Genomic DNA, 13413 nt, shown 5'->3' with positions numbered 1-13413 from the left:
CAAGATTTGTCAATAGGCCATATGTGGCCTCTTTAAAGGCGTTTTCCGTATTAAGAGGCCGTATCTAGCCTTTTATGAAGATTTTCATCATGATCCAGCACCCTTTGGTGCATGGTTCAGGGCTATTTCCCGGACACCCGTTGTCTCGTTGGCATTGGTCACGAGAAGCAAGGCCCCGGCGGAGGCGACCGCGCGCGTCACCCTGGCGGCCGGGTGTTGCCAGTTCTTCACGGCGTCCGCCGCGACCGGGCAGAAACTAGGTTTCACGCGGGCTAGGAGCTTCTCGTTGAAGTCATGGGCGGAGCCATGGTGAGGCAAAGTGAAGGTCGACACCTTGTCCAAGTGACCCTTGAAATGCTCCAGGAAAGCATCGCACTTCGTGACCTTTGAGAGCTTGGCATCTCCCGTTGCCAGCCAAGCAACGCGACCATTTTGCAAAGTGGAGGTCCAGGGACCGTGGGTCGCCAGGCAGCGGTGCGGTTCTCCCACTTCACCAGCCGGCCCGGAATAAAGGCAGAGCGAGGTCAGGTTAAGGTTGCCATGGCAAGCCGTGTAGGCTGTCTTCAGGTCCCCGGGATGATCGGCCAGAAGATTCAGGACGAAGCCCGCGTCAGTAAGGCTGGTTTCGAGGTCCTTGACCGTCATCGATCGCTTATTCGCGAGGGTGGCCAAGAACAGGTCGGTCTGCTTGACGATCTCCTGGTCCACGTAAGGTGCCAGGAGCCAAGCCTCTTCCCATGCACCCGGTGCAAAAACCCTCGCGGCTGAACTATCGGGGATTTCCACGACCCGGGGGACTCCTGCCTTCTGGGGCCTCTCGATCGCGGTTCCCTGCCCGACCAGTTTCCAGGTGAACCCGCGACCCTCGCCGAGTAGGCCCGGGTCCCCGTCCAGTGGGCCATCGTCCCGCGTGCCGCTTCCCGGGGAACCACCGTCTCCCCGTCGAACAAGTACGATGTTTCTTGGGTCGAACCTCGAAACCGCGGAAACGGGGTCAGCGACGAGCTCCCTGTAAAAAGGCGAGCGGGCTGACAGGGGATCATGGCGCGCCACGGAAGCGAATGCGAGCAGCCGCTCCGTCATGCCAACCAGGGGCATCATGATCGTGTCAACTTGGAACGCCCCATCGGTGACGAGCTTTTCAACCCCGTTCACATGGTCGGCGTGCATGTGCGAGATGGCGAGGAGGTCAAGTCTCGTGCGCTTTCCGACATGCGCAACGAGCTTTTCGATTTCCCGGTCACGAGCCTTTGCGTACTTATTCATCGCGCCGCAGTCGTAGACGTAGAAAAACTCTTCCCGGCGTCCGAAGGTTGTACCCAACCAGCGTGGAAAAAACCTTGTCCCACCGGCAGCTGGAGTCTCGTGTTCGTTATCACTGGAAATACACCTTTTGAAATTGGTAAAGCCACGTAAGTTCAAGGTATTATAGCATGGTGACAAGGAAGAGTAATCGGGTAATCGGTTAGGATGAAGTCCTTCGATCCGGGGCACGCCAACGCCCTGGCGTTGAGCAGGCTCTTGGCTGCGCCCGGAGCCGCTTGGTGGCGTCTCCGCCCATGTGGGTCGTGATCCTTCGTGCATGTTTCAGGTGAGATCGCGGGCGAGACCGCGATCGCTTGAACCAGCGGTCAGCCGGGCCTCCGCTTCGCTCTAACCCGGCTGGCAGGTTTCCAATCCCAGGTACCGCCTGCCATCCGGCCGGCGCCTCGAACAGGGGCCCTGGTGTCGCGTTCCGCGCCAGCCTCCTCGGAGAAATCCGGTTCCTCCCGCGCGGGCGCGCGGGTCCCTCCCGATTTCACGGCTCCGGCCCCCTGTGTCGGGTCGCAGTCCGGCCGCAGGTGGGCTCACGCCCTCACCTGCTCTGCCCAGCCGAAAAGCACGGGGGCTTTTCGGACTGACAGATCAGTCGAGGCCTCCGCCACTGGCGGAAGCGGACAGGGCTGAGAGGTCACTAAAAGAAGATTCCGCGCCGCTCCCACTTTGAGAAGGAGACTGGCCATGGGCCTCGATCAATACGCATATGTCAAAACAGCCGAGAGCGGTGATGAGGGCGAAAGCCCGAAATTCGTCTGGCGCAAGCATTCCAAGCTGCAGACCTTCATGGAGGGGCTCTACACCGAGCGGACCGGACTTTCGGCGTCCGATCTGAATTGCGGTGAGTTGAAACTGGAAACCGCCGATATCGACACGCTGGAACAGTCGGTGAAGGGAAGCGCCCTGCCCCATTGCGATGGCGGGTTCTTCTATGGCCACCAGTTCCAAGACGAACAGGCCACGGAATACCGCGACTACGATCTTGAGTTCTGCGCATGGGCACGGGCCGAAATCGCGCAGGGCTCAACCGTGATCTATTCCTGCTGGTGGTGACGCCATTGGGGCCGGAGCCTCAAACGTTCCGGCCCCCTCCCCTGCCCCATCAACTTTGAGACCAGCCGCCGAGCGCATGCGCCGCGCTCCGAGCGGGTCTGACATCCATCCGAAAGGACAATCCAATGACCAAGCAACAAACCATCCAGACCGACACTGCCAGCGCCGTGATTCTGCAAATCCCGTTGGAGATGCTTTCCATTTCCGATCTGAACCCGCGCAAAGCGGTGTCCGAGGCCCATATCGAGAGCCTCGCGGACAGTATTGAGCGCTTCGGCCTTATTCACAATCTTGCAGGTCTCATGGACGAAGATGGCAGGGTCGGCATTGTCGCGGGCGGGTGCCGCCTCCGCGCAATCCAGATGATTGCCGAACGCTCCGAGGCCCATCCCTTCGCCACGGTGCCGGTCAAGCTGGCCGCCGATGCTGCAGAGGCCGAGGACTGGGCCAGCGCCGAGAATGCCGCCCGCGAGGACATGACCCCGGCGGACGAAATCCGCGCCTTCGGTCGCATGAAGTCACGCGGTGCTACCGTGCCGGAAATCGCGCTCGCCTTTGCCGTCACCGAAGCCCGTGTTTATCAACGACTGGCGCTGGCGGGCTTGCCCGCGCCCGTGCTGGACGCGCTGGCGGCTGGTGAGATCAGTCTCGGCACGGCCAAGGCGTTCACTCTCTCCGATGACGAGACCCTGACCCTGAGCCTTCTGGATCAGGTGAAAGGACAGGCGGTGTCCGAGAGTGCCATCAAGAACGCGCTGCACCCCGATGCCATCAAGGCCACTGACCGCCGCGCCAAGTTCGTTGGCATCGAAGTCTATGAGGCCGAAGGCGGCACGGTCACGCGTGACCTCTTCTCCGACGAGGCCTTCCTTGCCTCCCCTACCCTTCTGGACCGGCAATTCGCCGAGAAGCTAGAAACGGCCCGCGCCGAATTGGTCGAGACGCAAGGCTGGGCATGGGCCGAGACCCGACCCGAGGCCTGGCTCAACTATTACGAGCTGGACCAGATGAAGCTGGCCCGCCTCTACCCCATCGAGGGCGATCTGACAGAGGAAGAGGCCGAGGAATACGACGAGTTGGCCGATCTCGCCAATGGCGGGGTACTGGACGAAGCGGGCGAAGCGCGGCTTTCTGAATTGCAGGTCCTTCTCGACGGCGACTATTCCGAGGATCAGAGAGCCCATGCCGGGTGCATCATCCTTGTGAACGGGTCTGGCTCCATCGAAACCACCGCCGGGCTGGTCCGCCCCGAGGACAAGAAAGCCGCCATCGAGGCCGGTGTCCTGCAAGCGCCGCAGACCACCAAGTCCGACACCCCAAAATCCCCCTACTCGCAGAAACTCGTGGCGGACATGCGGGCGATCCGGCTGGCGTCGGTTCAAGCTGCGCTTTTGGCTAAACCGGAACTGGTGCTGGACCTTCTGGGCTTCGGCCTGTCGGAGGCATCGGGGAGTTTCGAGAGTGTGTTCGGCATTCGGGTGGACCGTCCGACCAACGCACCAAGCGTTGAGGATGGGTTCGCCCGAGAGCCACGCCTTGAGCATGGGATTGACGCCAGCGAATACTGGCAGAAAGCCACCCGCGTCGATGATTTCGCCGAGGCCTTTGCCGGTTTTCGCGAGACCGGAAAGAAAGCCCGCAACGCCAAGATCACCGAGGCGATCGCACGCACCCTGCCCTATCAGGCCGGCGGCGCGGAACTCTTCGGCTTGATCGCCGACGAAGCCGGGGCCGATATCCGAATGCACTGGACGCCCACGGCAGAGAATTTCTTCTCGCGGGTGTCAGCCGGTCACCTCGTCGATCTGCTTTGCGAGTTCCTCGACTGTGATTCCCGCGACGAGCGTGTCACCGGTTTCGCCAAGCTCAAAAAGGCGGAAAAAGCCGAGAAGATGGAAAATCTCGTGAGCGATCCAACCACTCAGAAGCTCATGGGCCTGACAACGGATCAAAAAGCCAAACTCGACAAATGGGTGCCCGCCTGCACCTGATGGCTCCTTCGTGGGGAGACCCAACTGGCCCTGCTTCGGCGGGGCTTCTTTTTCTTTCAGGTCAGCGGCGAAACGTGAAGCTTGCAGGATTGTCCGGCGGCAGGGCAGAAGGACAAGCCGCCTACCCCGCCGCCGGACCCGCGCTGTCCGCGCAGGAGCACCGCATTGGCGGTGCGATTTGGCCAGAATTTCTAGTCAGGACTTCACAGAGTTGTTCCACTGTCAGGCGTAACTATATGAAAAATTGATAAATTGACTGGATTCGGCCATGAAGCAAATATCGCGAGAGGAACTCTATGAACTCGTCTGGCGCAAGCCAATGACAAAGCTTGCGGAGGAATTTGGCCTTTCAGATCAGGGCCTTTCCAAGATTTGCGCGCGCCATGCAATCCCAAGGCCACCACGGGGGTATTGGGCAAAGCTGGAAGCGGGCAAGGAGGTTCGGAAACACGAGCTTCCTCCCTGCCCTGCGGGAACAGCCAGCATCATCCGGTTCACGCAAAGCGGCCAATTCCAAAGAAAGTCTCGCGAAAGCGCGAAGCGTGTCGCGCAGGTGGTGGTGAATGTCGGCAAAATCTCGATACCGGGGACGTTGCGCAATCTCCATCCGATTGTTGCGGCTTGGGTGGACGAGCATCGAAAGGAGCAAATTGAGCGGCGCGCTCGATTTCGTGCTCGCCAGCCGGATGATCTCTGGTGGGGCGAAAACGAACCGGCCGATCTGACAGAGAGGGATCTTTACCGCTTCCGGGTCACCAGCGCACTCCTGAAAGGATTTGAAGCCCAGGGAGGCCAAACGCTTGAAGGCAGTATCCGTGGCAAATTGAAGTTGGAGGTTTCCGGAGAAAAGTTTGAAGTCTCCGTTGTCGAAAAGATGTACCAGTTTCATGGGAAACCTTCAGATGAGCCGAAGGGTTGGACGGCCTTTCCATATCGCCACAACAGCGCTCTGGCCCCTACCGGGTTCCTGCGCTTCACGATCACGACCTACCTTGGAACGGGTGTGAAGAAAGAGTGGGTCGAAACGAGTAAGCTCAATGGTGAGGATTTACTTCCAACCGTGATTGCAGGCCTTTTGCTGGCAAGACCGGCCTTGGCCGCACGACGTGAGGAGTTTGCGGAGCGAGACCGTCGCATTGAGGCGCAGCGGGTCGCAGGGGAGGAGCGCCGTCATCTGGCTCAGCTTGAGCAGGAGAAATGGCGTCTGTTTCGGGACCGGGCGAAGGATTGGGAAGAGGCGCAAAGGCTTCGATCCTTTCTCGCCGCACTTGAAGCGAACCCTCATCGCCTGGCCGATGAGATTGACGGGATGCCAGCCGCTGACTGGTTGAAATGGGCACATTGCAAGGTCGAGGAACTCGACCCGTTGGTCTGATCCGTTGGCCGATTTTACATGAGATATTGGCGTCGATCTATGCTGAGTGACGCAGTCGCACAGGCCTTTCGTTGGTGTTGCTTTGAATGCTGGTCGCAGGTCCCGTCAAAACCACAAAGGGCGGTTCCCAGAATTCTCCCCTGCCCTAGCGTGCATTCCTCGCGGAGCAGAATTCTGGTCTCCTACCCCTCGCCGCTTCGCTTCGCCTTCGGTGTGGTTTTAGCCATGGTCCCCGCCCTCGGACCATCATCGCAACACCATAGAAAGGAACCTGACGATGACTACCAACTGCATTCACTTCGACAGCTCCGATATCGAAAACGCCAAAGGCAGCGGTTCGATCTCTACCCTGACATTCGACATCGACATCACCGTTGAGCCCATTTCAAGCGACAATCCAATGGCCCCTACGCATCGTGTTCTTGGGCGCTCTCCCCGTGGTCTCCTGGTCGAATGCGGCGGGATCTGGAAGAAGCAGAATCGCGATTCCGGCGCTGACTATTTCACACTGACGATCCGGGACTTTGGCTTCAACGGCAATCTCGGCAAGGCCGCAAATCAGGATGATGACACGCTTCAGGCTGTCATTCCTTGGGGTCCGAAGGAAGCCCAGTAAGACCTGCACCGGGTCATTTCCCGGCCCGGTGCACCCATTCCTCCGGCGCTGTTAACAGCTGTTAACTCGCCGGGGCAGTATCGCTTCCCTAGTAGCCCGTTGGTTCGGCAGCACAAATTGTGGAAAAATCCTTGACTTAGCAGGGTGAATCACTGCCTCTAGAGTCAAGTTGCGCAATTAAGCGCGTTCGAGCAGAGAAATTGCAACTATGTTTCAGACGGCACCCATCGAAGCGGCCTCTCAATCCGAACTTACAAGCCAGATGGCGGCGCGTCTACACACCGCGCTTACCACGCATCTTCAGCAGGCTTATGCACCCGATCAGCGCAAAAGTTTGAGACTATTCAGCGCAACAGAGACTGCTGAGCTCCTCGGCGTGACGGGCCAGTTCTTGCGCAAATGCCACAGTGAAGGGTCCCTGCCCGAGCCGGAAGTCATCAAGAACGGGCGTCGGTTTTATACCGGTGAGGAAATCCTGCAAGCCCGCCACCTGTTGGAGGCAAGCTCGCGCAAACCTGGAAAGTACCTTCCCGGGCGTCGCGAGGGTGACAAGCTTCAGGTCATCCAGTTGATGAACTTCAAAGGTGGTTCCGCCAAATCCACTTCCGCCATCCACCTTTGCCACTACCTTGCTTTGAGCGGCTATAGGGTCCTGGCGATTGACCTGGACCCGCAAGGTAGCCTCACTGGTTTCTGCGGAATTCAGACGGAACTGGAATTTGAAGGTGCGTCGATTTATGACGCGCTGCGCTACGAGGATCCGGTGCCCATGTCGGAGACCATTGTGGAAACCTACTTCCCAGGTCTCCACCTTGCGCCAGCCCGTCTTGTGCTGAGCGAATTCGAAACCGAGACCGCAGTCAATGCGGGTCGCGGGGTCGCTTTCTTTGAGAAGCTCAGCAAAGCGATCCAGTCCGTGGAGAGCAGTTACGATGTGGTAGTCATCGACAGCCCACCAGCACTTGGGTTTCTAACTTTGACGGGCCTATATGCGGCCACCTCCGTCATTGTGCCGATGACACCGAGCATGCTTGACCTAGCTTCCACACAGCAATTTGTCGAGATGACCTCAGCCTATTTGGGTGTGATCGAGGACACAGGCGTCAAACTGGACCATGATTTCTTTTCCTTCCTCATAACGCGCGATGATCCGAGCGATATTCCAAGTCAGCAGATCGTGAGTCTGATGCGCGCATTGTTCCAAGACCGCGTGGTTGGTGCGACGGGCCTGCGCAGTACAGCTATTGGCGACGCATCGATGCTCAAGATGTCGATCTACGAGGTCGCGCGGTCCGAGATGACACGGTCGACCTACGATCGCGCTAAAAACAGCATGGATGCGGTTGGTGCTGAGATCGCAGCAATGCTTCAACAGGCATGGGGGCGGTAATCATGGCAATGGGAAAAAACAAAACCGGCATCATGGCCGCGATTACCGCGGCGACTGAAGCCGCGAAAGACAGTGGCTCAGAACGGGCGCATCGGACCTTGCCCAAAGGGACCATTGGGTCTGTTCGCGCAGGTCTCGGCGGTATTCAGGATATCGATACAAACCTCATCTTGGCATGGGGTCCAAAGGACCGGCTCGATATCGAGTTAACAGCTGTTAACAGCGCGGAGCCGCATGAATCGATCCAAGACCTGGCATCCAGTATTGCCGAGGCCGGACAGCAAGTGCCCGTTCTTCTTCGTCCGTCTAAGGATCGGGATGGGCATTTCGAGGTGATCTACGGCCAGCGAAGGATACTTGCCTGTCGGCAGCTTGGTATCCCGGTGCGGGCTCTGATCCGAACGCTCGACGATACAGACGCCTTGATGGCAAAAGGGCTCGAAAACGCTGGCCGCGCGGAACTGAGCTACTATGAACGTGTTCGTTTTGCGCAAGCGATCCTGGAGCAGGGATACTCCCGGGCAGAAGTTTGCCAGGCCTTGGCAATCAGCAAAAACACGCTGTCCCAGCTTGAACGTATCAATCGCCTGGTTCCCAGCGCCGTCGGTGAAGCAATCGGTGCGGCCCCGGGGGCAGGGCGTCCGAAGTGGACAACCCTCGCAACGGCGTTTGAGAAGGAGCAGCTGACCGAGCAAGCCGCCCTGGGGGTTCTTGGCCGATCCAGTGAGCTTGAATCCGACACCCGTTTGGAGCTTGTACTCAAGGAGATCGGAAAACGCGGAAAGCAAGAACGGTCCGTTGAGCAACGCTCGCCACTTCCTGGCGTTCAGATCAAGAGTGGAAAGTCGGGCCTCTCGGTGACCGTCAAGAGGTCAGGGGACAACACGAAGTTCGCAAACTGGCTGGACCAAAATCTGGACCAGCTCATTCAGGATTCCTTCGAGCGGTTTCAATCAGAGAACCACGAAGGATAGTGGCGGTTAACAGCTGTTAACCGTCAAAACGGAGGCAACGAGCAGAAAGGAGAACGGCACCAAAAAGAAAACCCTCGAAACCGAAGTCCCGAGGGCTGCTGCGCACAAGGCGCGATTTGTTCTAACACCACAATCCTAGCAGCCCGCGAATCGCTAAACAACGAAAAACGTCTTCGGGCGAACAGGTTTTCTGTGCCTAGTTAGAAAATGAAGAAATTCAATGATGCTCCGCATGGAGCGACTGAGACAGGCATGCCTCAGAACCGTGGAGGTATGTCCAATATCAATCAAACCTCGGGCTGGCGTAAGGCAACGGTTGGGCTTGCTGTCGCTGAACAGCACGCACAGGTCGGCGAAAAGGCGGCTGTTCCCAAATCGCAGGCCTTTGTTGCCGTAAAGCGCGTCGGCGCCCATATCGGCCTCAAGGCCGGTGATATGCTGCTTCTCGACACGCTCGGAGCCTTCACACAAGCCCAGGACTGGGGGGAAGGGCAACGTCCGATCGTCTGGGCGTCCAACGCCTACCTGATGGAGCAGACGGGCTTCTCGCTGTCAGCGCTAAAGCGCCATGCGCGCCGCTTGGCCGAGATCGGTGTGATCTCCTTCAAAGACAGTCCCAATGGCAAGCGCTGGGGCCACAGGGACCCGGACGGACGTATCATCGAGGCCTATGGCTTCGATCTGTCGCCGCTGTCGGCGCGTGTCGAAGAATTCGAGCATTTGCAGGCCGAATTGCAGGCCGAGCGCGAGCTCTGCCAGCGCCTGAAGCGTCAGATCACGGTCGCACGCCGGATGATCCGCGCCCGGATCGAAGCGGCGTCTCACGCGGCGCTAAGAGGGCCTTGGAAGCATCTTTCAGGGCTGTTTGAGGATCTCCTGTCCCGCCTTCCGCGCCGGAAGACCGCATCTGAGACGCTTGAGCGGCTTCTGGCATGGTTCAAAGAACTTCAGGAGAGAGTCGAGGCGGTTTATCTCAAGGGAACTCGGACGAATGAGGTTGTAGATAACAGCGCTGAAAGCATCGAACAAGTTAGTGAAAAGACTCAAGAATTGAACCCCAGGGAGGTCAATTCTGAACCTCATATACTAATTACAACCCAACTTAATCCTGTAACCTGTAATCGCTCAGAAACTGAGCAAGCGGCGGGCGTGGTGCCCAATGCGCCACCCGAAGAGCAGGTGGATAGGGAGTTGGAAGATTGGGTTGCCGAAACCCGCAAGACCCGAGGAGCAGCACTTGATTTGCCGACTGTGATGCAGGCTTGTCCAGAATTCGCGTCCTGGGCACGCAATATGGGCGGGTATCTGAAGGATTGGGGCGATCTTCATCGCGTTGCCGGGCAACTTAGGCCGATGATCGGCGTGTCCGAGCACGCCTGGAATCTCGCACAGGCCCGTCTTGGGCCTCAAGTCGCAACAGCGGCGCTGGTTCTGACTTTTGACAAGCATTGCGCCGGTGAGGTGGCGTCCCCAGGCGGATATCTGCGTGGTATTGTCCAAAAAGCCGGGGCAGGGGAGTTGTATCTCGAGCGCAGCTTCTATGGCAGGCTCAGTGGGCAGGCGGCATGACGATGGCGGTTCGCCTGGTCGATGTCCGCAGGTTTACTGAACAGTGGATCTGCGAGGTTTCGCAAATATGAGTCCGAGCTTTTTGAGGCCCCGTCTATGTGCTCTTCCGTGGATTATGGGGCAGGGGAGGGGATGCGGGTTGCACGCCTAATAACCCGGAGAAAAGTTCGCTTTATGAGTTTTAGATCGGAGTTTCAGGCGGATTATGGTGTGGAACCTTGATTTATGTGAGGCAGGGTTTTATACCGGAGAAAATTCCGGACTAAGTCTTTCAAGCCGGAAAAATATCCGGTGTAACCCTTGGAGAGTGTTGTGGGCTCGTTACAAGTTAAATCCGCTTTGTCGCAGCTCGGTCGCGATATCCAGACGGCGCGCAAAAGGCGCCGCATGTCGGTTGCGGATTTCTGTAACCGGATTGGTGTCAGCGACAAGACTCTTGCGAAGCTTGAGCGGGGCGATGGTGGCGTTCGGCTTGAGACCTTTGCCATGGCGCTTCTGGCTCTTGGTTTGTTGGACCGGTTGGCTGAGATCGCAGACCCATCTTCTGATTCTACTGGCATCGGACTGGATAGGGAGAAACTCCCGGAGCGCATCCGGCAGCGCGGTCCATCGGCATCCGCGCGGACCAGCAAGGGCACAAAGGCCACCCCAGCTAACCTGAAAGACACCGCAAAGGGGCCAGTCGCTTTTGATGATGATGAAGGGACAGCATTTTAATGCCTGAGGCTTTTGTTGTTCTTGGGGATGCCTGTATCCCCGTCGGTCGTTTGATTTTTGAAACTGATGGGCGCCGGTCTCATTCCACGTTCATCTATGATGAACGATGGCTCGAAAACCCGATAGGATTTGATCTCGCGCCGGACATGCCGCGCGGCCGCGCGCCTTTTCACTCTTCGTCTGAGGGGCGCGACAGCCGTCGTCGAGATGTCCTGGCGGGGCCCTTCACAGATACATCGCCTGATAGTTGGGGGCGTAAGCTCATTCGCCGGGTGCATGGCGAGGGAGCCACAGAGTTTGACTATCTGGTTGCTGCAGATGACAGAGCCCGCCAGGGGGCGTTGCGGTTTTTGAATGAAAAGGGTGAGGTGTTCCACCCGGATCAGCCCCCTGTGCCACGCCTGGCAAATATTGAAGAGCTTCGCGCGATCGCAGCACGGTATGAGCGGGATCCGGATGGGGCTGAAGCCGAAGCGCGTGATCTTGTGGGTGCCGCGGGTTCGCTTGGTGGTGCACGTCCCAAAGCCAATGTCGAGGATGGCGATGACCTGTGGATCGCAAAGTTTACCTCGATTGATGATACATGGCCCGTCGAAAGGTTGGAAATTGCGACCCTCGCTATGGCGCGCGCGGTCGGTATTCGAACACCGGAGGCCCGGCTTGAGCTGGCGGCCAGCAGGCACCCAGTCGGACTCATCAAGCGCTTTGATCGCCGCCAAGGTGGTCGTCTACCATATATGTCGGCCCGTACCGCTTTAGGGAAAAGAGGTTCCGCCCATGGGTATTACACCGACATTGCAGATGCTCTTCGTCAAATGTCTGTTCTGCCTGACAGGGATATTCTGGAGCTGTGGCGGCGTCTGTTGTTCACCGTGCTGATCACAAACACCGATGATCACCTGAAAAATCATGGATTGCTCTATGTGCGCGACAATCGATGGCGCCTGTCACCGATGTTTGACGTAAACCCGCAACCACGCAGGCAACCCACTTTGGAAACGGGGATCAGCGACATTCACGGCTTTGAACCCTCAGTGGAAGCAGTTGTCGAAGCCGCACCCTTCTTTGATATTGAGGAAGCTGATGCCAAGACCATGGCCAGGGAAATGGCAAATACGGTAACCGAGATCTGGGGCGAAACGCTCCGCCGGCATGGTATTACCGGGGCCGCGCACAGAAGATGCGCACCAGCCTTTGAACATGAGAGGATGGAGACGGCTCTCGGACTGTAGTCTGACCCGGCTGCAACAAATTGATTGCTGCTTTGACGAGTGCCGAATTCTAGCCCCTTGAACCTCCCCCTTTATATCCCCGTGCGAGCAGGGAGATCGCGGGTCTGGCGGACGCCGCCACCCGCGCAATGGTCTGCCCGCTCCATTCGCTGACGCTCCCGGGTTGACCATGCCCGGGTGGCTTGTTGCGTCCGCCATTTCCTCCCGCGTCCCGCACGGGGACGAGAAAATGGAGGATCACATGGCAAAGCCCGATATCTACACCCGCATCACCGAGAAGATCATTGCCGATCTCGAAGCCGGCACCCGACCCTGGCACAAACCCTGGAGTGCCGAACACCTCGCCGGCCGCATTACCCGGCCCCTGCGCCACAACGGCATCGCCTATCGCGGCCTCAACATCATCCTGCTCTGGGCAGCCTCCGTCGCCCATGGCTACGCCGCATCCACCTGGATGACTTACCGTCAGGCACTCGAGCTCGGCGGGCAGGTCCGCAAAGGCTCCAAGGGCCAACTCGTCATCTATGCCGACAAGCTTCGCAAGACCGAGACCGATGAGGCGGGCCAGGACCGCGAGGTCGAGATCCCCTTCATGAAGGGCTACACCGTCTTCAACGTCGATCAGATCGAGGGGCTGCCCGAGACCTACTACGAGGTGGCTGAGCCGATGCCCGCGACCGCCGAGCGTGATACTGCTGCCGAGGCTTTCTTCGCAGCAACGGAGGCCGACATTCGCAATGGTGGCAATCAAGCCTTCTATGCGGTTGATCCCGACTATGTGCAGATGCCGCCGTTCGAAACCTTTCAATCCCCTGTGGCGTACTATTCAACCCTCGGCCACGAGATTTGCCATTGGACTCGCCACCCCAAGCGCCTTGACCGCAGCTTCGGTCGCAAACGCTGGGGCGATGAAGGTTATGCACAAGAAGAGCTCGTCGCTGAGCTTGGAGCCGCGTTTCTTGCCGCTGACCTTGGTCTGTCGCCGGAACTGCGTGACGAGCACGCGTCCTACATTGCGCATTGGCTCGAAGGCCTTCGCAACGACAAGCGGTTCATCTTCCAGGCTGCTGCTTACGCGCAGAAGGCCGTTGATTACCTGCATGGGTTGCAGCCAAACACGGATGAGGTCGCCGCATAGGCGGCCTCAATTCGAGTTGATTTCACCAATCGAGAACCTTC

At 58.4% G+C, this 13413-nt stretch carries 11 protein-coding genes; 10 read left to right on the top strand and 1 reads right to left on the bottom strand.

The window, feature by feature from the left end; genetic code table 11:
• Positions 1-87: 87 nt before the first annotated feature.
• A complete protein-coding gene (locus tag QEZ52_RS22760; RefSeq protein ID WP_406651449.1) occupies positions 88-1494 on the bottom strand; it encodes a hypothetical protein in 1407 nt (468 codons plus the stop codon).
• Positions 1495-2001: 507 nt separating this feature from the next.
• Between QEZ52_RS22760 and QEZ52_RS22755 the strand changes: the two genes are divergently transcribed.
• The 10 genes from QEZ52_RS22755 (at position 2002) to QEZ52_RS22710 (ending at position 13372) form a co-directional block, all read left to right on the top strand.
• Positions 2002-2370, top strand: a complete 369-nt coding sequence (locus tag QEZ52_RS22755; protein ID WP_343211454.1) for a phosphoglycerate kinase — start codon at positions 2002-2004, stop codon at positions 2368-2370.
• Between the two features lie 125 nt (positions 2371-2495).
• Positions 2496-4361: a ParB/RepB/Spo0J family partition protein gene (locus QEZ52_RS22750; RefSeq protein WP_343211453.1), complete on the top strand. Its 1866-nt coding sequence runs from the start codon at positions 2496-2498 to the stop codon at positions 4359-4361.
• A gap of 268 nt (positions 4362-4629) precedes the next feature.
• Entirely contained in the window at positions 4630-5736 is a 1107-nt protein-coding gene (locus QEZ52_RS22745; protein ID WP_343211452.1) for a hypothetical protein, read from the top strand.
• A gap of 277 nt (positions 5737-6013) precedes the next feature.
• The gene (locus QEZ52_RS22740; protein ID WP_343211451.1) at positions 6014-6352 is read left to right on the top strand and encodes a DUF736 family protein; all 339 of its coding nucleotides are present in this window, start codon (positions 6014-6016) and stop codon (positions 6350-6352) included.
• A gap of 208 nt (positions 6353-6560) precedes the next feature.
• A complete protein-coding gene (gene repA, locus QEZ52_RS22735) occupies positions 6561-7742 on the top strand; it encodes a plasmid partitioning protein RepA (RefSeq protein ID WP_343211450.1) in 1182 nt (393 codons plus the stop codon).
• A 2-nt stretch (positions 7743-7744) separates the two neighbouring features.
• A complete protein-coding gene (gene repB, locus QEZ52_RS22730; RefSeq protein ID WP_406651445.1) occupies positions 7745-8716 on the top strand; it encodes a plasmid partitioning protein RepB in 972 nt (323 codons plus the stop codon).
• A gap of 273 nt (positions 8717-8989) precedes the next feature.
• The gene (gene repC, locus QEZ52_RS22725; protein ID WP_406651443.1) at positions 8990-10285 is read left to right on the top strand and encodes a plasmid replication protein RepC; all 1296 of its coding nucleotides are present in this window, start codon (positions 8990-8992) and stop codon (positions 10283-10285) included.
• A gap of 312 nt (positions 10286-10597) precedes the next feature.
• Positions 10598-11002: a helix-turn-helix domain-containing protein gene (locus QEZ52_RS22720; RefSeq protein ID WP_406651441.1), complete on the top strand. Its 405-nt coding sequence runs from the start codon at positions 10598-10600 to the stop codon at positions 11000-11002.
• Entirely contained in the window at positions 11002-12234 is a 1233-nt protein-coding gene (locus tag QEZ52_RS22715) for a type II toxin-antitoxin system HipA family toxin (RefSeq protein WP_343211446.1), read from the top strand. Before QEZ52_RS22720 ends, QEZ52_RS22715 begins: the two co-directional genes overlap by 1 nt.
• A gap of 241 nt (positions 12235-12475) precedes the next feature.
• Positions 12476-13372 (top strand): ArdC family protein, encoded by an 897-nt coding sequence (locus QEZ52_RS22710; RefSeq protein ID WP_406651439.1) that lies wholly within the window; start codon positions 12476-12478, stop codon positions 13370-13372.
• Positions 13373-13413: the final 41 nt, after the last annotated feature.

The organism is Aliisedimentitalea scapharcae (assembly GCF_045277565.1).
In the GTDB taxonomy this organism is placed as follows: Bacteria; Pseudomonadota; Alphaproteobacteria; order Rhodobacterales; family Rhodobacteraceae; genus Aliisedimentitalea; species Aliisedimentitalea scapharcae.
This window is presented reverse-complemented; position numbering and strand designations above follow the sequence as displayed.